Genomic DNA, 19,891 nt, shown 5'->3' with positions numbered 1-19,891 from the left:
ATCCAAACATAAATACGCAAAACCGCCTCCATCCAATGGGGGCGGTTTTTGCGTTTATGCGGTATGCAAATCGGCGCCGCCGCAAGCCGGCCAGTTCATACCACTGCTTGTGTTGACCTGATCCCCTTGAGATTTCGGTAAGCGATGTTCTGATCGCACCTTCCGGATCAGCGCTTGATTGCCAACCTCGGCCCAAATCGATTTTCAGCTTACGCTCAAATCCCAGGAGCCAGTGCGCCGGGTTGAGGTCTTTACCAGCGGCCGGCGGTTCGTTATGAGGCTGACGACTTGTCTGGCGGCTTCCAGCCCAGTTCAGCCATGACGAGTCCATCGTACCGCTCGCGGACGACGGCGCGTCTCATATTATGGGCAAGCCGATCTTGGAATATTTCGAGCGCTCGTGGAGTCTCTTCATCCGAAAGCCAGCCATCGGATAGTCGCCAGCGTCGATAGAATAGCCCGTCGAGTTCGCCCGACCGGCTTTGCTCGACGCTAGTACGTGCGCGCGCCCGTTCAATGTCCGGCGGGAGAATTTCGGGAGGCGCGACGTCCCGGCCACGTCGCTTGGCGTTGGTATAGTTCATTTCTCTGACCTTGCGGATACGCACCACACTCTTTTCGACATCATCGTCAGCGATCGTCGCGAGGCGGTCCGTTTCGTCCTTGATGTCATCACGCATCGTCTCGTAGGCAATTTTGACGCTTCCCTAAAGCGAACGTCTTGGAGGCGTGAAGGCTTCCAACCGTCCGCATATCGCCAGTGGATCGTCTCTGAAGCCTGTGTCCATTGCCCATTCTCCGTAAGACCGAGGCTATCGAGCAGCGGTAAAATAGTGGTGCTAGCCAGTGCCGCATCCGCTGTCTTGTAGGCAGCCATATTCGCATCTGTGGCTGTCCAAACCGGTAGTTATCCCGGGTGGCGCACGCCCTACTCACAAGAGCTTTACATTCGCCAGGCCCAGGACCGTCAAGCATAAGTCATCTCAGTGCGGCAGAATTCCGGGGTGTTTTGGGCAGTCCTTCGCCAGCGCGCCTGACCCAATGCGCTCCGCCTGTCCCAACGCCACCAACGCATTGCACCCGTTCTGAAAGGCTGTCATGCTATCATCGGATCATGTAAGCGGAGATCGACTGGCCACCGGCAGACTTTCCTCCAGGAAGGCGATGACAGCGCTTGGCCAATCGTCGTTCGGTCCATTCGCACTCATTCGCTTCTCGCCACCTTGCCTGGATTATGCAACTATTGAATGTCGTCGGCCGCCCGTCATGGGTTTTGGCGTTATGCGATGGACCCCGGAAAATTTCAGCTCCCGCTGGTCCAAATTCTGGGTGCACGTCACAAAACCGCTCGCGGGTTAGTCTCAGCCTATCGAAAGGTTTGCGACAAGCCCCGGTTATTCCATCATCGATAAAGGATCCGTGCACCAGCGCCTCTCATGGGTGTTGATCCGGGACATACGACGAAGTCGTCAATGTCACCGGTCAATATGGCACGCTGCTTGATTGTATTTTTGTCTTCGGAGTTCGCCGTGGTCCAATCCGTGTTCGTATCGGCCCTAGCCAACTGTGACCACCCAGCATAAACATGACCTATTCTATCATGTTTTTTCGAGGTCGAACGATGGCAATCCATGCAGAGCTGGGCGACGACATGGGCGATGCTGGTCGCGCGGCCCGGCGCCAGCGACGGCTGTTTGCGGTGCTGGCCGCGCTCTACCTCGGCCAGGGCATCCCTAACTATCTGCTGCTGGTGGCGTTGCCGCCGATCATGCGTGAGGCCGGCGCGTCTCGGACTGCAATTGGCCTTTTCATGTTGTTGATGCTGCCAATGCTGTTCAAGTTCGCCGTTGCCCCCTTCATCGACCGTCATGCTCTCTTGCCGGCGCTTGGCCATCGCCGCTGCTGGATCATCGTGATGCAGGCTGCCGTCAGTCTCGGGATTGCCATTCTTTCACTCGTGGGGCCGACCGACACGGCAGTGTTGTTTGTCATCTGCGCCATCGTCGTCGTTCTGTTTTCCCTCCAAGACATTGCAACTGACGGATACGCAATCCGTACTCTTCGCTCAGAAGACAGAGCGATTGGCAATGCCATACAGGCCGGCGCCATCGCCCTTGGGGTGATCATTGGGGGCACCGTTTCGCTGGTTCTCTACCACCATATCGGCTGGCAAGCGACCATGCTGACCATTGCAGTCATTTCGCTTGCGCCGCTCGCCGCCGCCGCCTGGATGCGCGAAGAGCCGGACGCGGAACCGAAGGACGCGCGCCCACGACCGAGCATCACCGCTTTCTTCCGCCGCCCGCAGGCATGGCTTTTGCTTGGCTTTGCCCTTACCTATCGCGCCAGCGAAGGCCTCGTTAAGGGGATGGAAGGGACCTATCTCGTCGATCTCAAGGTTCAGACAGACTGGATTGGCTATCTCACCGGCTCGGCAGCCGCCACGGCCGGCCTTGCCGGGGCTGCGATTGCCGCCGCAGTCATTCGTCGCTTCGGTCTTCCGGCGACGCTTGTCCTGCTCGGCAGCCTGCGCACGCTCTGCTTCATCGGATTTTCATTGAGTGCCCTCGGTATCCTTCCAGCGGTCGAGACAGCAATGACCGCATCGGCCTTTCAGACGCTGATCCGCTACATGGAACTCGTTGCCATCTATTCCTTCTTTATGGCTTCCTCCTCTTCGGATCAGCCCGGTACCGACTTCACGATCCTCAACTGCGCAGAGCTCTTGATCTACCTCATAGGCGGTTCAATCGCGGGCTACTTTGTTGATCGCCTCGGCTACTCCGCGCTTTTCGTCACGGCGACCGTGGTCTCGCTGATCGGCATTGCGCTTGCGGTCTGGTTCCTCCGCCGCATTCCTGCGGCGGCGGATCAATCCAACGAAGGTGTCCTCTGTCCCCCCTGAGTGTTTCGGGATGAGAGGAGGTCTTCATGTCTTTTTCAGGTGCCTCGACAAATGAGCACTATCTGGAGCGCCAGAGCCGGCGCGAGTCAAACGCGCGGAGTTATCCAAGGCGCTTCCCGGTCGCGCTCCAGTCAGCCAAGGGCTGCATCGTTACGGATGTCGATGGGCGTAGCTATATCGATTGCCTTGCAGGGGCGGGCACGCTGGCCCTTGGACATAATCATCCTGAGGTGATCGAGGCCTTACAACAGGTGCTTCTGTCGGGCCTGCCGCTGCATACGCTGGATCTGACAACACCGGTAAAGGACAGGTTCGTCTCAGATATCTTCGACACCCTGCCGTCAATCCTGAAGGAACGGGCCCGCATCCAGTTCTGCTCCCCGAGTGGCACGGATGCGACTGAGGCGGCGATCAAGCTGGCGAAGACGGCAACAGGGCGTGATAATGTGATTGCCTTTCGAGGCGCCTATCACGGCATGTCGCAAGGGTCCCTGTCGCTCATGGGATCGCTCGGCCCGAAGGCCGCTCTTGGGCATCTTGTACCTGGTGTCCACTTCTTTCCCTATCCCTACAGCTTCCGTTGCCCCTTCGGACGCGGTCCGGAAGAAACGGCGGATCTAGCCGCAGATTATTTCGAGCGGGCGCTGAACGACCCGGAGGGCGGTATCCCGCTGCCAGCAGCAGTCATTCTCGAAGCCGTGCAGGGGGAGGGAGGTGTCATTCCGGCGCCAGCCTCATGGCTACGCCGCATTCGCAAGGTGACGCGTGATCTCGGGATTCCGCTCATCATCGACGAGATCCAGTCGGGCGTTGGGCGTACCGGTACGTTCTATGCCTTCGAAAAGGCCGGGATCGTTCCGGATATCATCCTCATTTCCAAGGCAATCGGAGGCGGTCTGCCCTTGGCCGTGATCGTCTATGATGAGGCGCTCGATCTCTGGCAGCCGGGCGCGCATGCCGGCACCTTCCGCGGAAACCAACTCGCCATGGCGGCCGGATCAAGGACGCTGGAGGTCATGCGTCGGGACGCGCTTGTCGAGCGGGCGACACAGGCCGGTGGCCGGTTGCGTGCCCATCTCGAGCACATCGCTGCCGGTTCTGCCTATATTGGCGAGGTGCGCGGAGAAGGATTGATGCTGGGCGTTGAACTGGTCGATCCCTTTGGGCGACCTAACCTCCAGGGCCATCCGGCGCATGGGGGCGCCTACGCCCGACTGGTCCAGGCCGATGTCTTCCGATCCGGCCTTATCCTGGAAACCGGTGGTCGCGATGGCAGCGTGCTGCGCTTCCTTCCGCCACTGGTCATTTCTGATGCTGAAATCGACCGGGTTGCCGACATTGTAGGTTCCGCTTTTGCGCGATTGGAGCGCCAGGCGGCATGACTGGAAACATCGTGAACGTGAAAACTCCGGTCGAAAGCGACCGGGGCATAGACCTCCTTGCCCATGAGATCCTCGGATCCGCCCCTCAAAGTCTGGCGCGTTATCGCGATGCCTTGCTCGCGGTTGCCGAACTGATCGGGGCCCAACAGAGAAGCGGTCCTTATGCCGGACGGCATGCTGACGATCTTGCGGAGGATATTTCGCTGATCGATCCCATGCCGGACGAAGGAACGGGGCTCACTCGCGCGCTTGAGGATATTGGTCGACCCGCGGTCGCCAATGCCCTGAATGTGGGGTCTCCCGTCACCATGGCGCATCTGCACTGCCCGGTTTCAATCAGTGCTCTGGCCGCCGAAGCGATCGTTGCGGCCACGAACCAGTCCCTGGACTCCTGGGATCAGTCGCCCTTTGCGACCATGGTCGAGGAGAAGGTCTGCACTTGGCTTTCCTCCCTTTGCGGATTGCCAGAGAGTGCTGGTGGCAGCTTTACCAGCGGTGGCACCCAGTCGAATATGACGGCCCTTTACCTCGCGGCGGAACAAGGGGGGCCGGAGAGCCGAAAGCGGGGCGTGATCTTCGCGTCGGATCAGGCGCATTTCAGCATCATCAAGAGCGCTGAGATACTTGGCTTTCCCCGAGGAGCGATCACGCTCGTTCCGACGGATGACGAGGGTCGGATGGAGCCGGATGCGCTCGAGAGAGCGGTCGACCAGGCGATTGCAAACGGCATGATACCCGTAACCATCGTCGCAACCGCCGGGACTACCGATCTTGGCGCGATTGATCAGCTCGACGCGATTTCAGACATAGCCATGCGTCGCGACATCTGGCTGCATGTCGATGCTGCCTATGGGGCCGGGCTTCTTTTCACTCGTTATCGTGGTCGGCTGAGCGGGATCGAGAAAGCCCGATCGATCACCCTCGATTTCCATAAAATGCTGTTCCAGCCGATCAGTTGCAGTGCCGTCGTCCTGCGTGACGTGCGAGATTTCGCACCGCTGGCCAGCAAGGCTGACTATCTCAATCCCGAAGAGGAAGTCTTCAAGGGCGTACCAAACCTGGTTGAGCGCTCTTTCCAGACCACACGCCGCAGCGATGCCCTGAAGGTGCTGATGACGACGCGGTCACTCGGAAGGAGCGGGCTTTCCACACTGCTTGAGCAGACGCTCGCCAACACTCAGGCGATCGCAGAAGAGATCTCCCGGCACGACGACTGGATCCTCAGCAGGATGTCCAGTCTTTCGACGGTTCTCTTCCGGCCGAAACTCGACTGCGACGGCGAACGACAGGATCGCCTGGTCATGCTGGCCCGTGCCGAGCTTATGCATCGGGGCATTGCCGCTGTGGCAACAACTGTTCTCGATGGCCGGGTCCACTTCAAGCTGACCCTGCTCAATCCCGCATCCACCCTTGATGCCGTCCGGCCTGTGCTGGATGCGCTGTCTGTCATCCTGAAGGAACTGGAGGCTCAATATGCACAAGCATGATGCTGCAATCCTCGCCCTGCGGTCGCTGATCAATTGCATTGCTCGCGAATACGCCGATTTGACTGATTGGTCGTTCAACGAAACGACGACATTCTCCGTCCGCTTTCCCGACAGGGGTGGGCGCATCACTTTGCCGGTCCTGCATCATTCCGCCACGGGCCATCACGTGTTCGGGGAGCCGCTCCTGCTGGAGGACCTGACGGGCTCTCGTCTCATCACGGTCGTCGAAGCCTTGCCAATCATCATCACCCGGCTTGCACCGGAAGACAGCCAGCGCGAGGGGCGGGAAGAAATTCTGGAGCGCGCCCTCTCGAGCCGCGCGTTGATTGCAGAGGCACTCGATGCGCGTGCTGATGATCTCGACGGCTTGAGAGCGGAAATGCTGAGCTTTATCGAGGCGGAGCAAGGGCTGCTTGCAGGGCACGGCATCCACCCGTGCCCGAAGAGCCGCTCCGGCATGACGGCTGACCAACTTGCGCGCTTTTCTCCGGAATTCGGGGCGGGCTTCCCGCTGCACTGGTTTGCCATTGCGCCTGAGCTTTACCGGACAGGACATTCCGAAGGTATTCCCGCGGCACAGGCCTGGATTGGGGAAGCACTCGGGCCGGAGCTTGCGGATCTGAAGGCTCGACTGCCGTCGGATGACTTCGCGCTTGTCCCCGTCCATCCCTGGCAGGCAGCGCATCTTCTCGAATCCGGTCGCATTGATCCCCTCCTGTCATATGGAGGCGTCATTGATCTCGGCGAGGCCGGGAAAGAATGGTTTGCAACGTCTTCTGTGCGCACGCTCTACCGGCCCGACATGCCATTCATGCTCAAATTGTCGCTCGGCATTGGAATTACCAATTCGGTCCGCATCAATCTGCCTAAGGAACTTTTGCGCGGAGACGACATGGCGCGGTTCCGCACACATCCAGCGTGGTCGAGATTTTCCGAAAACTTCCCTGGTCTGACCTTCATCCCTGATCCTGCCTGGATGGCGGTCGCGGACACAAACGGAGAGCTAGTCGACGACCTCTCAGTGTCGGTACGCGAGAATCCCTTCGTCGGGCCGGGTGCAGAGCGGAACGTATCGGCACTCGCCAGCCTGTGTGAATATCTTCCGGGTCGTGGAAGCCGCGTTGGTGCGCTGATCCGCAATCGTGCGGCAGCAGAACACCGCAGTGTGGACCTCGTCGCACTAGACTGGTTCCATGCGTTCCTTGGCGTCTTCACCCGTCCGGTGGTGGCGCTCTATCTGACCCATGGCATAGCGCTTGAAGCCCATCAGCAAAATGTTCTTCTGGAAATCCGCAACGGATATCCGGTGGGCAGTTTCTATCGCGATAATCAGGGCTTCTTCCACCATAGCCGAAGCCATGATGCGTTGACTGCGATCCTGCCGGGCCTCGGTGAAGCCAGCCAATCGGTCTATGACGAGCTGCCGGTCGACGAGCGTGTTATCTATTACAGCTACATCAACTCTATGCTCGGTATGGTCGGAGCAATTGGTCGCGAAGGGCTGATTTCCGAGGAGCGATTGCTGGCGGCGTTGCGTGACGAGCTGCTCTCTCTGGAGCGTAAAATCGGCGGCCAGTCCCGTTTCGTGCGCAAGGCCCTTCATCCCATCCTCAGTTGCAAGGCCAATCTGCGAACCCGGCTGGCAAGAATGGACGAGCTTGTCGGTCCGGTCGAGACCCAGTCCGTCTACCTCGACATCGTCAATCCGATCACTCTCGCCGATGTGGAGCGCGCCCATGCTTGACCGGATCGGAGACAAAGCGGATTTCGCCTACTGCCGTTTCGATCCGGAAATCGGGGCGACTGTGGCATTTAGGCTGCTGGACAAGGAGAGCGATACGGAACTGCTCTGGCGGTGGATGAACCAGCCGCACGTCGTGCCGCAGTGGAAGATGGCCAAGCCGATCGAGCTGATTGCGGACTATATCGAGCGCAATCTCGAAGATCCGCATCAGGATCCGTATATCGGTTTCATCGATGGCGTTCCAATGAGCTATTGGGAGGCTTACTGGGCGAAAGAGGATATTCTCGGCCAGCATTATCCGGCCCTCGAAAAGGATCGTGGCTGGCACATGCTTGTCGGTGACCCCTCCTTTTTCGGTCGCGGCTTTGCTCCGGCGGTCATCCGAGCCTTCACGCGGTTCCTGTTTCTGGATGATCCGCAAACCGCAAAGGTTGTCGGTGAGCCGGCCGTCTCGGCCCGACGTCTCCTGCGCTACGCGCCAGAGTGCGCATTCGAGGAACAGGGTGAGATCGAACTCCCCGACAAACGGGCAAAACTGATGTTCTGCCACCGCGAAACCTTTCTTCAACGATTTGGGATCTGATCCATGCAAACCCTTGATCTCGCCGGTATAGGCATCGGCCCCTTCAATCTGGGGCTGGCTGCACTTGCCTCTTCCCACGCCACAATCGATTGCCGCTTCTTCGAAAAAAAGAGCAGTTTTCGCTGGCATGAGGGCATGATTCTGCCTGGCACGACCCTGCAGGTGCCCTTCCTTGCCGACCTTGTCACCATGGTCGATCCCGCGCATCCACTTGGCTTCCTAAGTTATCTTCGGGACCAGAAGCGGCTCTACAAATTCTACTTCTACGAAAACTTTTTTATTCCGCGCGAGGAGTACGACCACTATTGCCGGTGGGCCTCGGAACGGCTCGCAAGTTGCGTCTTCGATGAAGAGGTGACCGGTCTTAGCTTTGATCGGGATGCTCATCACTTCGTCATCGCCAGCCACCGGGGGGCGCAGGCCCATCAGGCTACGGCCCGCAATATCGCCGTGGGTGTCGGCACAGTCCCAGTGCTCCCGCAATGGGCACGTGCTCGGCCGGGGTCTCGGCTGATACATTCGAGTTCGTTTGGCTTACGGCGCGATGAACTCGGCAAATGCCGCACGATCACCGTTGTCGGCTCGGGGCAGAGTGCGGCCGAATGCGTTCTTTCGCTCTATGCCGATCTCACGCCGGAGAAGATTGCAGCGGGGTATTCCCTGCGCTGGATCACCCGATCGGCTGGCTTCTTCCCGATGGAATATTCCAAACTTGGACTGGAATACTTTACGCCGGATTACATGCGCCAGTTCCACCGCTTGGCTGTCGATAAACGCCGTGAGGTCGTCGCAGGGCAGGGGCTTCTCTACAAGGGCATCAGCTTTGCTACGATCGCTGAGATCTTTGATCTTCTCTACGAACGCAGCGTCGGAGGGCAGGATCCAGGGCTTTCGCTCTATTCCAACTGCGAGGTTACCTCCCTTGAGGCAGCGGCGCCAGGAACTGCGGGCGGCTTCGTTCTCGATATCCGCCATCTGCATCTCGACGAGCAAACGACAGTCGAGGCCGACGCGGTGATTGCTGCAACCGGTTATCGTCATGTCTGGCCGAGTTGGCTTGAAAGCCTGAAGGGAGAAGTACTCGCGGTGGATGACAACGGCGATTTCATCGTTGACGAAACTTTCCGGGCGACCACGGTTGCTACGCATCCTGCCGCCAACAGGGTCTTCGTGCAGAATGCCGAAACGCATCAGCATGGTGTCGGCTCCCCGGATCTCGGGCTCGGCGCATATCGCAACGCCATCATTCTCAACCAGCTTCTCGGGCATACCCATTACCAGGTGGACCATCCGTCCGCATTCCAGAGCTTCGGCCTCCCGGGTAACCCCAAACGCTCCACTCACGAAGGAGAACGCTATGCAGGTGTTTAACGAAACCAATGTGCCGCAGGCCTTCAACAAGGCCATCTGGCACGAAGCGTCACGCCGCCTTCTGGCCAAGGTGATCGAAGAGTTCGCTTATGAACGGGTGTTCGAGGTGATCAGCGAACAGCCGGGGTCCTATGCCGTAGAGGTCGGCCCCTTCCGATATCGCTTTCGTGCAAAGCGGTACGTCTTTGACAACCTCGTGGTGGAGCCTGATAGTGTTGTGAGGACTGCCAATGGTGTCGACGGGCCAATCCACGATGCGATGGCATTCGTGGCGGAGGTACTTCCCCATCTCGGCGTCAAGCCAATGACCACGGCCCATTTCCTTCGTGAACTCGGCAATACCCTGACCGCCGATGCCCATAGTCTTGCGACCGCGACCAAGACTGGCGCTGAGCTGGCCCTTCTCGATGATGTCCGGATGGACGGTGAGCTTACTGGCCATCCCTGGGTTACTGTCAGCAAGGGCCGTATCGGCCTTGGTTACCGCGACTACGCGCATTACACACCGGAAAACCGGACCCCCTTCCGGGTGGCATGGCTTGCCGTCAGCCGGGTCCGCGCGCGGTTCGTTGGCGAGGAGGGGCTGTCCAATGAAGGACTGGTGCGGGAGGCCGTGGGTGAGGAGAGGTTCGCAGCTTTTCTCGCAACACTGCACAATCGGGGCGGTTCTCTCGAAAGCCATCTTCTGATGCCGGTTCATCCCTGGCAGTGGGATCAGGCGATCATCCCGAACTTTGCCGGTGATATTGCAGAGGGCCATATCGTCTATCTCGGCGAAGGTGAGGATCTCTACCTAGCCCAGCAATCGGTGCGCACCGTTTCAAATGTCAGCGATCCAGCGAAATCCACGCTGAAGCTTTGCATGAATATCCTCAACACCGCTGTTTATCGTGGCATCCCGGGCAAGCGTGCCCTGACGGCTGCGCCTCTGACGACATTCCTCGACCAGCTTGTGCAGCGGGATGCCTTCCTGTCGGCAACGTGCAAGTTGGCACTGCTTGGGGAGCGTGCTGGCATGCATTATGTCCATCCTCTCTATTCGACAGTGCCTGGCGCGCCTTACCAGTTCAACGAGATGCTCGGCTGCTTGTGGCGCGATAGCCTGTCGGATCACCTCGCAGCAGGTGAGACCGGGATGCCGCTCGCAGCCTTTGCGCATGCCGGATCCGACGGCCAGCCTGTTGCGGTCGCACTTGCGAAGACGGCGGGCGTGCCGCTCTCGGTCTGGATGGAACGGTTCTTTGATGTTGTCCTAGTCCCTGTCTATCATCTGCTCGTTAAGCACGGTCTCTATTTCTCCGCGCACGGGCAGAACGCCACGGTGATTCTGAAAAATGGCATGCCGGAGCGGCTGGCGCTGCGGGATTTCATCGACGATGTCATGGTCTGCGACCGCGCGTTTCCCGAGAGCGCGGGCATCCCGGAGGGGCCTGCCGAAGTCCTGCTTCATCTACCACCCGAAGTTCTGATCCACGGGATCCAGACCACGCTTTTCGTCTGCGTTTTCCGCTACATGTCGGTGTTGCTCGACCAGCGTGCAGGATTTGGAGAGGCGGCGTTCTGGGCGGCCGCCAACAACAGCGTCCTGCGTTATCAAAGAGCCTTTCCGGATCTTGCCGAGCGCTTTGCGATCTTCGACCTCTTCGTAGACGAATATCCGCGCCTGTGCCTGAACCGTGTGCGGCTGTTCACCCATGGCTATGCCGACGACGATGAACGTCCCGTTCCGGATTTTCAGGGCATGGTCGCCAATCCGCTCACTGCGCTGAACCTGCGGGACCATGCGGCCTGATGGTTTCTGGCCTTCGCAGCCCGCCGGGCCAGGCGGGGGCAATTTGAACACATGACTTCACGCGGCCGGCGAGGTGCCGAATTGGCGCACCTCTGTCGGCCGCGTACCGTAGCGCCGTCGGAAAGTCCGGTTGAAATAGGACAGGTCATTAAAGCCGACGCCGTAGGCGATGTCGCTGATGCGTGCGTCAGGCGGAGACGAGAGCAGTTGTGCCATGGCAAGCGCCAGCCTCTGCTCGAGGAGATATTTCGAAAAGGTCGTTCCCTCGCGGTGGAACAGCTTTTGCACAGCGCGTGGCGTCACACCCTCATAGGCCGCGATGCTGCCAACCGTGAGCATGCTGTCCGAAAGGCGACGGTCGATTTCCGCTTTCACGCCATCGATGCGAAGATGCGGTCGATTGGTCGGGGCGGCCTTGCCAAGGTTCTGGGCCAGAACGGGGATCAGCGCATAGAAATGGCCAATCATCATCTGGGCTTCCATATCCGTTTGATATTCGTGACGGAGCAGATAACCAGCATAGCTGCACAGGAGCTGCAATGGCAGGCATTCGGCAGATACAGTCCTGCCGATCAGCACGGCGAGATGATCACGCTGACGCGCCAGAGCGTGCGCCGGCAAATGGGCGAAGTCCAGACGACCGCCAGCTTCCAGCTGGAATTGTACGTCTTGGCCGGCGCTGATAAAGGCGACATCTCCGGGCCGCACCGTGAAGTTGCCGGTGCCACAGGCGACCTCCAGCGGGCTTTCCACCGGTCGCACGATGACGACATCATCCAGTGCACCATTGGTCGCCTCCAAGATCAATGGTACCGCCGGAAAATACAGGGTCGCAAGGGAAAGGTGCTGATAATTCCAGTAGAGGCCAGTTAGGCCGGACAAGTCGCTCATGCCAAGCGAGATTTCAAGGTCGCCGAGCATATCCTTTAGGATGCCCTGGCACATCAGGCGCGCTTGCTGGTCCGGTTGGGTCGCACTTCCCAACTTCATCACTCTAACGATTTCCAAGGCAATGGTCCCTTTCGGACTGAAGTTCGCTTTCGGACTAATGACGTTCGCTGGAATCCAAGATGTCGGACTGGCGCCGCTTTAAACATGATAAAATTAGTTATGTTTAAGCCGACTTGCATGGAAATGCAACTATACGTCGGTGTGGCGTGGGGACATGATGCAGAAGAGTTTGAAGGAAACCAAAGCGTTGGCGTTTGCCAGCACGGCTATTGTGATGGCGTTTTCCGGCCAGGTTTGGGGACAGGACGGGCAATCGCCGCCAACTGCGGCGAGCGGTGAAGGCACGGTGCTGCAGGAGATTGTTGTAACTGGCAGCCGTAAGCCGCAGCAGGTGTCACAGACCGCACACACAATACGGGTCGTTGAGGGCGACGTGATTGCCCGCCAGGCCCGCATGGGGCTATCCCTGCAAGAAATTCTCGGTGAGGAGATCCCGAGCTTTGATCCCGGGAGCCAAGGCGCGCGGACCAGCTATAGTCAGAACCTTCGCGGGCGGACCGCGCTCGTCCTGATTGACGGGGTCTCCATGAATTCCGCGCGGGGTCTCAGCCGGCAATTCGACTCGATCGATCCATTCAACATCGCACGCGTGGAGGTTTTGTCCGGCGCGACCTCGATTCACGGCGGCAATGCGACCGGTGGTGTGATCAACATCATCACCAAGAAGGGCAGCGATGCGGAGGATGGCCTGCATGGCGAAGTGCAGGGCGGAGTCGCAAGCGGATTTGCCGGAAGCTCCGATTTTGATCGCAACGCTGCCGGGGCCGTGACCTACAAGGCGGAAAACTTCGACGCTCGCCTGTCCGTATCCGGTACGCGCAATGGTGCCTTCTACGACGGTTCCGGTACGATGGTGATCCCGGACATCACCCAGACGTCGATGGCGTTCAATGAGCGAATCGACATCATGGGGTCTGTCGGCATCCAGATCGACGATACCCGCCGACTGGAGATCGGCACGCAGTATTTCGACAGTCAGCAGCAGTCGGATTATGGGCTGTTTTACGGTGTCAACTTCGCGGCGCTTTTCGACCCGAGCCAGTTCGAGACCCGTGACGGTTATTCTTCCGATGTTGATCCTAGAACAACGCGGCGAATGATCAATTTGACCTATACCGATGATGACTTTCTGGAGCAAGAATTGCTGCTACAGGCTGCCTATCGGAGTGAGGCCATCACATTCAATCCCTTCCCGGGGACCAGCCCCAGTCTGTATTTTGGTGCCAGTCAGCAGGACACCGATTACTTCGCCGTCAAGGCAGCCATGATCGCGGAGCCGCTGGATGGGCTGACGGTGACCTATGGGGTCGATGCAGACCACGATTCCTTCTCGGCAACGCAGTCGATTTTCGATCTTGCCACCGCTGCTGCGACCGGAGGCATGACGTTCGACGTGATCGGCGAAACGGGTCTCTATCCGGACATCGATGTAAGCACTGTCGCTGGCTTCGCCCAAGTAAGCTATGAGGCAACCGATCGGCTAACCCTGAGTGGCGGTACACGTTACCAGTTCGTCCAAACTGAGGTCTCCGATTTCATTGGAGCGGCGCAGCAGATTGCAATTCTTAACGGGACAGCGACGGGTGCCGATACAATTCCCGGCGGTGAAGTTGATTATGCGGCGTTTCTGTTCAATGCCGGAGCGTCCTATGAGTTAAATGAGACAAGCCAGATTTACGGCAATTTCAGCCAAGGTTTCGATCTCCCTGACCCCGGAAAATATTATGGCGTTGGCAATTATAGCCTCGCCAGTGGATACTATTCCCTTCTTTCGAGCGTAAATGTCGAAGACTCTCCGCTGCAGGAGATCAAGACGGACTCATTCGAGTTGGGCTATCGCCTGGATGACGGCACCTACAATTTTGACATCGCCGGCTTCTATTCACGGTCTGACAAATCGATCACCCTGAACCGTACCGCCATGACAATCAGCCTGACCGACGCGCCACGTCAGGTGTATGGGGTTGAAGCTTCAGCAGGAGTGAAATTCGACAACGGTTTCGATGTCGGCGCCAATGGCCAATGGATTCGTTCCGAGGTCAAGGATGGCAATGACTGGGTCAACGAAACCGTTGGAACGGCGAGTGTCTCGTCGCTTGGAGGCCATGTCGGCTGGACGAATGATGTCTGGCGCTTGAAGTTTGCCGGACAGCACGTCTTCAGCCTCGAAGACAACGATGGCCACGAAATTGAAGGCTACACACTTTTCAACTTCGGCGGCAGCTACACATTTGCCGATCAGGCGACGACCGTTAATTTCGGTATCCAGAACGTCTTCGACACCCAATATACGACGATCTGGGGTTCCCGCGCCAAGGCTCTCTACGGCGCGCTCGCGGATGAAGCGGTCTTTGATTATCAGGGTCGCGGTCGCACGCTGGCACTGTCCATCACAAAGACATTCTGAACAGGCGACGTCCGGGCAGGTTTGCCCGGACGTCCGCACGTCTTGGAGGATTACCGGCGAACACCGGTTAGCCGCCGATGCACCAACTTCCTGTTTTAACGCATTTTCCGGACGTGAAATCGGATCTGGAATTCAGTGGAAATGCTTAAGATCTGACCGGACAGCCTGGAGGACTACCAAAATGGGGAGATTGGCCGAGGCCTCGGCATCCATTGCTTTCATCAACAAACATTTTCGGTGTTTTGCTGTGTCGTCTTCCGGCCCGGTGACGGTTCGGCGGATATCGGAGCAGCTTCTCGTCGTCGCGGCCGATAGTCATGCGGCTACGATGGACGTTGGCGAAGGGCCGATACACTCGCTAACTGCACGTCGGCCATTGCCGGATGGCAGACCCGGCTTGCAAATGGCGCTTGCGGTTTTCGAGACCTTATTGTCTACCCTGCCACCGACAAGCCGCCTTGTCCTTCATGGCGATGGCTGGACCTCGCAGATGGCGGCGCTGGTTGACCTTGGCGTCGTCGCTCACGCGTCTGAACCGGTGATCTCTTCCGAGGGGCTGTTCCAGCGCTCCGAGCTTTGGATGGGGCCGCAGTCTGTTTACCCCATACGCATGACGTCGACCGACGGGGTCAGCCATCCGGTCCGCCCGCCGAAACCTCAGGCGCGGATCTATTCCCGGTTCATCCCATGGCTCGGCGGCTGTCTTACGTTCGACGTGGCAACCACGCGCGATACCCAGACCTTGCATCGTTGGATGAATGATCCTAGAGTCGCTGAGTTTTGGAAGGAAGACGGTAGGTTCGAGCACCAGTTCGCCTATCTTCGGCGCGTGATTGCCGATCCGCACATGATCCCGCTAATTTGCCGCTTCGAAGGGGTGGCTTTCGGCTATTTCGAGATCTATTGGGCCAAAGAAGATCTGATCGGGCGCTACTATGCCGCGGATGATTACGACCGTGGATTCCATGTGTTGATTGGTGAGGACGCCTATCGCGGCAAAGCGTGGCTCACGGCATGGATGACATCCATCCTGCATCTGATGTTTCTTTCCGACCCGCGCACCAATCGTCTTGTTGGCGAACCTCAGGCGGACCATCACCAGCAACTCCGCAATCTCCTTCGTTCAGGATTCACTCATGCCTCGACCGTGAATTTTCCAGGCAAGCAAGCGGCGATCGTCCATTTGGACCGCCAACACTATTTCGCCAACCGCCTCTGGCAGCCTCGGGAAGAGGACGGCAAACGTGGAAACCTCTGAGCATTTTCCATGGCGTGCCTCCGCCTCGGTGCCGCTACAGGAAGCCGTGTTCGTATTCGAAGCGCTTGCAGAGCATCTCGACGAGCACCTGGAGTTGACGAGAAAGGATGGGACCATCCGTGCGCTGACACCTGAGGGAGAACTCGTCCTAAACCTCCGCCCATCCACAATCGATGTATCGATCAGGGCGATCGACACGCTGACCGTGGGCCGTGCCATGGAATTGGTCGCCACGCATATGCAGGAATTTTCGCAGGAGCAATTGGCGGAAATTTCCTGGCGGGGGAATGCCGTGGCTGCAAAGCACGCGCGTTGCTTTCGCATGGTCACGGTGACTGGAGTAGTCGATCTTTCGTCGAACATTCGCCGCCTTACCTTTCGGGGGGAGGAACTGCAGCCCTTTGCGCAGGGATTGCATGTACAGCTGTTCCTTCCGAGAGTGTCGAACGCACTCCTCCCGGACCCGGACACGGTTGTGCAGGGGAAGCCCATCTGGAGAGATTTGCAGGAAGCGCCCTTTGTTCGAACTTACACAATTCGTCGTCTGGATGTCGCAGCAGGCACCCTTGATATCGATTTCGTGCTTCACCACTGTCGAAGCCCGTATACCGATGCCCCCGGTGCGGGGTTTGCAGCGATCGCGGAGGTCGGAATGCGGGTTGGAATGTTCGGGCCGGGCGGGCGTTCGCTTCCGCCAGCTCGCCACTATGTTCTGGCTGGAGACGAAACGGCACTACCGATGATCGCACGTCTGCTGGAAACCATGCCGGCGGAATCACGTGCCGACTGTATCATCGAAATCCAAGGCATGGCGGACAGGCAATGGCTGCCAAGTCGAGCGGACTGTCGAATTCGCTGGCTAGAACGAGACGAGACTGGTGATGATCCATCGGATCTTTTGCTCAGCCAAGTCCTCGCGCTCAACATCGGTCCAGACGATCCTGAGCGCTTTATCCTGTTCGCCGCGAAAGCTGAGGCAAGCCGACAATTTCGCCAATACTTGCGCGACGTTTTGCACCACTCTTCGCGACGTTATCTCTGCGCAGGTTTCTGGTGAAAATCTGACCTGATGGGGTTGTCTAGTCGCGGCATTGTAAAGTTAACGCAACGGCGTGCAAGATATGCGATGTAGGGGCATGAAACCACAGAGTGGGGTCGTCGGCGTGTATTGCTCATGCCCGAGCGATCGTCGCCCACAGGTTCATCGCCGTTGCGCGCAGTTCGCGATGATGGTCGGAGGGGATGTCGTGGCGGAGGATGTGGAACAGGTTGACAATCGGATCATGGATCGAAACGAAGCGTTGGCCTGCTGCCGGTTTGGCATTAGGGACGGCGGCATTGGAAACGGTTACCAGAAGCGCGGCCGTCGGACAGATTTCATGGACGATCCGGAAGTCATCGCCAAAAGGAAGGAAGCTTTGGCGCGCAAGGAGGCCGCAGAATGACGTTTGCCAGTTTAAAAGCCAAAGCCGAAGCGGTGCGTCCCTCCCGCCCCGATCTGATCTTGAAAGAGGGCCTGTCGCATGGATCGGGGCTGACCGGCAGCCCCGGTGTCGCGTTTCTAACTGGTTAGCAAGTGCGCGCCTCTATCCAGCTTTGACAAAGGGCTAGATTTTAGCGCCCTCGACGCGGGCTTTATGCAAGTCTCCGCGTAATCAGGCCGCCGCAACCAAATCAAACCATAAATACGCAAAACCGCCTCCATCCAATGGGGGCGGTTTTTGCGTTCTGGGGGGCTGATTAGAGCGTCTCCTCCTCTTGATGGATCGTAGCCGCTTGGTATTGGGAAGTTTTTGGCCTCTTGAGGTTCTATGCGGTCGCCAAATTCTCCGACCCTGTCCCAAAGGCCGGTCACGGTGCGTTCTGCCGCCTTTTGCAGAAGCGTTTTCAGTTCTGAAAATGCCTTCTTGGCGCTGAATGCGAAAAATTAGTGCTCGGACCTAATACATGCATCGAATTGTCAAGTTTATATTGCGCGTCCTTGTCGATCGTAATATTGGGCGATCATTGGATGACAAAACCAGTTTGGTTCAGAAGTCCCGTCCAGATCATTGGCCACGAGCCAGAGGCGGGCATTCGTTCCGGGCGGAGATCTTGGCCAGGCAGGCGAAACAGGGCAGTTGGGGCGTGGTAGAGCGGTCGGGGAGTGGCGCAAAGTTTCCAGTTGATGCTCTGTCGACCTGCGGGAGGCATTCGACTTGCCTGCCATTCTGAACGCAATTTTTGCAACTCACCGACGTTCCCTGTTGTGGACCGTCATGCGCATCGTCCGCGATCCCCAGACGGCGGAAGACCTTGCGCAAGAGACCTATCTGCGGGCTCGTAAGGCCGTCGAGAGCGGACGGGTCGAGCATCTCGAGGGCTTTCTGCATCAGACGGCGCGCAATCTCGCGCTCGACCATCTGCGGCGCCGCAAGACGCGGGCAGGGGCGGAGGTCGAGGGACTGGATGACGGTTTGCTTGCGGGCATCTCGGCTGACATTCCCTCGATCGAGCAGGCCTTGATTGAAAAACAAAGCTTTGGCGCGTTTCAGAACGCGCTTTCCACCCTGCCGAAACGCGCACAGGATGTGCTGGTCCTTAGCCGTATCGAGGAATGGTCGAATGTGCGCATTGCCGAACATCTGGGCATTTCGGAGCGTACCGTGTTCAACGATCTGAAGCTCGCCATGGCCCATTGCCGGGATACCCTGGCGCGTCTGGACGGAAAGTGAGAAACACAATGGCGCTTTCATCGACCATCCGGGCGGGTACCGTCGCCGTCGCGGCGACCGCCGCCTTGTGTCCCACGGCCGATTTTGCCGGGTTTGACATCGCCAAACGTCAAGCTATCAGGACCCCGCAAACACGTTTCGATCGGATCGGCTGAGTGGGACATCAGGACGCGCATGAAACCGGGCAGACCGACAGCGAATTGACCCATGCCGATCCGGTGGGGGATCAGGCGCTGGACTGGTTTGTCCGTCTTCGAGGGGCTGAACCGGACGGCGTGACGGAGGCCGCTTTCAAGGCATGGCTGGGTGAAGACCCGCGCCATGAGGCGGCATTCCGTGCGCTGGAAACCCTGTGGAATTCGAAGCCTTTTCTTGATGCGGTCAAGGCATTGCCCGTCGATAAGTCTGCCCTGATCAGGCCGAAGCGCCGGTTTCCGATGCGAGCGGCCGCGATGGCCGCCTCAGTTCTGCTTGCTGCCGGCGTCTGGCAGTATCCGGCACTCATCATTGCCTTCCAGGCGGATTACCTGACCGCGACCGGCAGCCAGACGACCGTTTCCTTGCCGGATGGTTCGACCATGATGCTCAACACCGGCACGGCGGTGGCGCTGGATTTTGATGCCGGCAAGCGTCACATCCGGCTGCTGCGCGGCGAAGCCTTCTTCGATGTGGTTCATGATGCCGCCCATCCCTTCACTGTCAGCGGCCAATACGGTGCGGTGGAAGTTCTAGGCACGGCCTTTTCCGTGAAAACCGGCGATGACGAGGATGAGGTCGTTCTGGAGCGGGGCCGTGTTCAGGTTCTCTGTCTGTGCGAGAACCAAGGGAAGGCGGAGCTTGCGCCTGGCGAGGCCGTCAGCGTCACTGCATCCGCCGTTTCGCCTGTGCATGCGGCAGACCCGTCCACGGCACTTGCCTGGCGGGATGGGCGCATCATCTTCGAAAACGCCCGGCTCGGCACAGTTCTGCAAGAACTGCGGCGATATCACCGGGGGCCGATCATGGTCGCGGATGAGCGGGTGAACCTAATGGTGGTCACCGGCAATTATCGTCTCGATGATGTCGAGGGCGCGCTGAAGACCCTGGCCGATGCCGCGGGCGTTGGATTCTACCGCATTCCCGGCGGACTGATAATCCTTCGATAGAACCTCAACTTTTTTTTGCCGGTTTGAAAACCCTGCTGCGTCCTTGCTGACAGAAGGGCTGGATGTGCATGACGCGCAACCGGCCGGGCGTC

16 protein-coding genes and 2 pseudogenes are annotated in these 19,891 nt (G+C 58.6%); 14 read left to right on the top strand and 4 right to left on the bottom strand.

The window, feature by feature from the left end:
• Positions 1 to 272: 272 nt before the first annotated feature.
• Positions 273 to 680, bottom strand: coding sequence for a hypothetical protein (locus IP76_RS23540; protein WP_245281489.1), 408 nt, complete (start codon positions 678 to 680; stop codon positions 273 to 275).
• A gap of 971 nt (positions 681 to 1,651) precedes the next feature.
• Between IP76_RS23540 and IP76_RS17025 the strand changes: the two genes are divergently transcribed.
• Genes IP76_RS17025 through IP76_RS16995 form a run of 7 tightly spaced genes read left to right on the top strand, consistent with a single transcriptional unit; the run spans position 1,652 to position 11,264 of the window.
• Positions 1,652 to 2,905: a RhtX/FptX family siderophore transporter gene (locus IP76_RS17025; protein ID WP_245281490.1), complete on the top strand. Its 1,254-nt coding sequence runs from the start codon at positions 1,652 to 1,654 to the stop codon at positions 2,903 to 2,905.
• A 26-nt stretch (positions 2,906 to 2,931) separates the two neighbouring features.
• On the top strand, positions 2,932 to 4,287 hold the full coding sequence (locus IP76_RS17020) for a diaminobutyrate--2-oxoglutarate transaminase (RefSeq protein WP_054159434.1): 1,356 nt from the start codon (positions 2,932 to 2,934) through the stop codon (positions 4,285 to 4,287).
• Entirely contained in the window at positions 4,284 to 5,774 is a 1,491-nt protein-coding gene (locus tag IP76_RS17015) for an aspartate aminotransferase family protein (RefSeq protein ID WP_054159433.1), read from the top strand. The genes IP76_RS17020 and IP76_RS17015 overlap by 4 nt, the downstream gene beginning before the upstream one ends.
• A complete protein-coding gene (locus IP76_RS17010) occupies positions 5,761 to 7,518 on the top strand; it encodes an IucA/IucC family siderophore biosynthesis protein (protein WP_054159432.1) in 1,758 nt (585 codons plus the stop codon). Before IP76_RS17015 ends, IP76_RS17010 begins: the two co-directional genes overlap by 14 nt.
• Positions 7,511 to 8,101, top strand: coding sequence for a GNAT family N-acetyltransferase (locus IP76_RS17005; protein WP_054159431.1), 591 nt, complete (start codon positions 7,511 to 7,513; stop codon positions 8,099 to 8,101). Before IP76_RS17010 ends, IP76_RS17005 begins: the two co-directional genes overlap by 8 nt.
• A 3-nt stretch (positions 8,102 to 8,104) precedes the next feature.
• Positions 8,105 to 9,472: a SidA/IucD/PvdA family monooxygenase gene (locus IP76_RS17000; RefSeq protein ID WP_054159430.1), complete on the top strand. Its 1,368-nt coding sequence runs from the start codon at positions 8,105 to 8,107 to the stop codon at positions 9,470 to 9,472.
• On the top strand, positions 9,459 to 11,264 hold the full coding sequence (locus IP76_RS16995; RefSeq protein ID WP_054159429.1) for an IucA/IucC family siderophore biosynthesis protein: 1,806 nt from the start codon (positions 9,459 to 9,461) through the stop codon (positions 11,262 to 11,264). Before IP76_RS17000 ends, IP76_RS16995 begins: the two co-directional genes overlap by 14 nt.
• Before the next feature lie 57 nt (positions 11,265 to 11,321).
• On the opposite strand, the gene IP76_RS16990 is transcribed toward IP76_RS16995, so the two are convergent.
• On the bottom strand, positions 11,322 to 12,254 hold the full coding sequence (locus IP76_RS16990; protein ID WP_245281488.1) for an AraC family transcriptional regulator: 933 nt from the start codon (positions 12,252 to 12,254) through the stop codon (positions 11,322 to 11,324).
• A 235-nt stretch (positions 12,255 to 12,489) separates the two neighbouring features.
• Here IP76_RS16990 and IP76_RS16985 point away from each other — a divergent pair, with 235 nt between their 5' ends.
• From IP76_RS16985 to IP76_RS16975, 3 genes are all read left to right on the top strand, one after another.
• A complete protein-coding gene (locus IP76_RS16985) occupies positions 12,490 to 14,682 on the top strand; it encodes a TonB-dependent receptor (RefSeq protein ID WP_082352588.1) in 2,193 nt (730 codons plus the stop codon).
• 181 nt (positions 14,683 to 14,863) lie between these two features.
• Positions 14,864 to 15,940 carry a GNAT family N-acetyltransferase gene (locus tag IP76_RS22890; protein WP_197278372.1) on the top strand — a complete coding sequence of 359 codons (1,077 nt, stop codon included), beginning with the start codon at positions 14,864 to 14,866 and terminating at the stop codon, positions 15,938 to 15,940.
• Positions 15,927 to 16,997, top strand: coding sequence for a siderophore-interacting protein (locus tag IP76_RS16975; RefSeq protein ID WP_054159426.1), 1,071 nt, complete (start codon positions 15,927 to 15,929; stop codon positions 16,995 to 16,997). Before IP76_RS22890 ends, IP76_RS16975 begins: the two co-directional genes overlap by 14 nt.
• Positions 16,998 to 17,112: 115 nt before the next feature.
• On the opposite strand, the pseudogene IP76_RS23535 reads toward IP76_RS16975, so the two are convergent.
• Positions 17,113 to 17,244: pseudogene (locus IP76_RS23535) on the bottom strand (IS6 family transposase); the annotation flags it as partial.
• On the opposite strand from IP76_RS23535, the gene IP76_RS23165 reads away from it, so the two are divergent.
• Together IP76_RS23165 and IP76_RS23645 are read left to right on the top strand one after the other, a co-directional pair.
• Positions 17,188 to 17,385, top strand: a complete 198-nt coding sequence (locus IP76_RS23165) for a hypothetical protein (RefSeq protein ID WP_156318617.1) — start codon at positions 17,188 to 17,190, stop codon at positions 17,383 to 17,385. The pseudogene IP76_RS23535 and the gene IP76_RS23165 sit on opposite strands and share 57 nt — an antisense overlap.
• Complete coding sequence (locus IP76_RS23645) at positions 17,382 to 17,513, top strand: hypothetical protein (protein WP_306765490.1); 132 nt, start codon at positions 17,382 to 17,384, stop codon at positions 17,511 to 17,513. The genes IP76_RS23165 and IP76_RS23645 overlap by 4 nt, the downstream gene beginning before the upstream one ends.
• A gap of 186 nt (positions 17,514 to 17,699) precedes the next feature.
• Here the strand turns inward: IP76_RS23645 and IP76_RS23530 are convergent.
• A pseudogene (locus tag IP76_RS23530) lies at positions 17,700 to 17,849 on the bottom strand (IS630 family transposase); the annotation flags it as partial.
• A 289-nt stretch (positions 17,850 to 18,138) separates the two neighbouring features.
• Here IP76_RS23530 and IP76_RS16965 point away from each other — a divergent pair.
• Both IP76_RS16965 and IP76_RS16960 read left to right on the top strand, forming a co-directional pair.
• Positions 18,139 to 18,654, top strand: a complete 516-nt coding sequence (locus tag IP76_RS16965; protein ID WP_197278371.1) for an RNA polymerase sigma factor — start codon at positions 18,139 to 18,141, stop codon at positions 18,652 to 18,654.
• Between the two features lie 155 nt (positions 18,655 to 18,809).
• The gene (locus IP76_RS16960) at positions 18,810 to 19,799 is read left to right on the top strand and encodes a FecR family protein (protein WP_054159423.1); all 990 of its coding nucleotides are present in this window, start codon (positions 18,810 to 18,812) and stop codon (positions 19,797 to 19,799) included.
• Positions 19,800 to 19,891: the final 92 nt, after the last annotated feature.

It is taken from the genome of Rhizobium sp. AAP43 (assembly GCF_001296045.1).
Classification (GTDB): domain Bacteria; phylum Pseudomonadota; class Alphaproteobacteria; order Rhizobiales; family Rhizobiaceae; genus Allorhizobium.
This window is presented reverse-complemented; position numbering and strand designations above follow the sequence as displayed.

Excerpts from the sequence above, each read along its gene's own strand:
- IP76_RS17015 (WP_054159433.1), top strand. The coding sequence starts at position 4,284 with ATGACTGGAAACATCGTGAACGTGAAAACTCCGGTCGAAAGCGACCGG.
- IP76_RS16990 (WP_245281488.1), bottom strand. The coding sequence starts at position 12,254 with ATGAAGTTGGGAAGTGCGACCCAACCGGACCAGCAAGCGCGCCTGATG.
- IP76_RS17000 (WP_054159430.1), top strand. The coding sequence starts at position 8,105 with ATGCAAACCCTTGATCTCGCCGGTATAGGCATCGGCCCCTTCAATCTG.
- IP76_RS17025 (WP_245281490.1), top strand. The coding sequence starts at position 1,652 with ATGGGCGATGCTGGTCGCGCGGCCCGGCGCCAGCGACGGCTGTTTGCG.
- IP76_RS16985 (WP_082352588.1), top strand. The coding sequence starts at position 12,490 with ATGGCGTTTTCCGGCCAGGTTTGGGGACAGGACGGGCAATCGCCGCCA.
- IP76_RS22890 (WP_197278372.1), top strand. The coding sequence starts at position 14,864 with ATGGGGAGATTGGCCGAGGCCTCGGCATCCATTGCTTTCATCAACAAA.
- IP76_RS23645 (WP_306765490.1), top strand. The coding sequence starts at position 17,382 with ATGACGTTTGCCAGTTTAAAAGCCAAAGCCGAAGCGGTGCGTCCCTCC.
- IP76_RS23540 (WP_245281489.1), bottom strand. The coding sequence starts at position 680 with ATGCGTGATGACATCAAGGACGAAACGGACCGCCTCGCGACGATCGCT.
- IP76_RS17005 (WP_054159431.1), top strand. The coding sequence starts at position 7,511 with ATGCTTGACCGGATCGGAGACAAAGCGGATTTCGCCTACTGCCGTTTC.
- IP76_RS16995 (WP_054159429.1), top strand. The coding sequence starts at position 9,459 with ATGCAGGTGTTTAACGAAACCAATGTGCCGCAGGCCTTCAACAAGGCC.
- IP76_RS17020 (WP_054159434.1), top strand. The coding sequence starts at position 2,932 with ATGTCTTTTTCAGGTGCCTCGACAAATGAGCACTATCTGGAGCGCCAG.
- IP76_RS17010 (WP_054159432.1), top strand. The coding sequence starts at position 5,761 with ATGCACAAGCATGATGCTGCAATCCTCGCCCTGCGGTCGCTGATCAAT.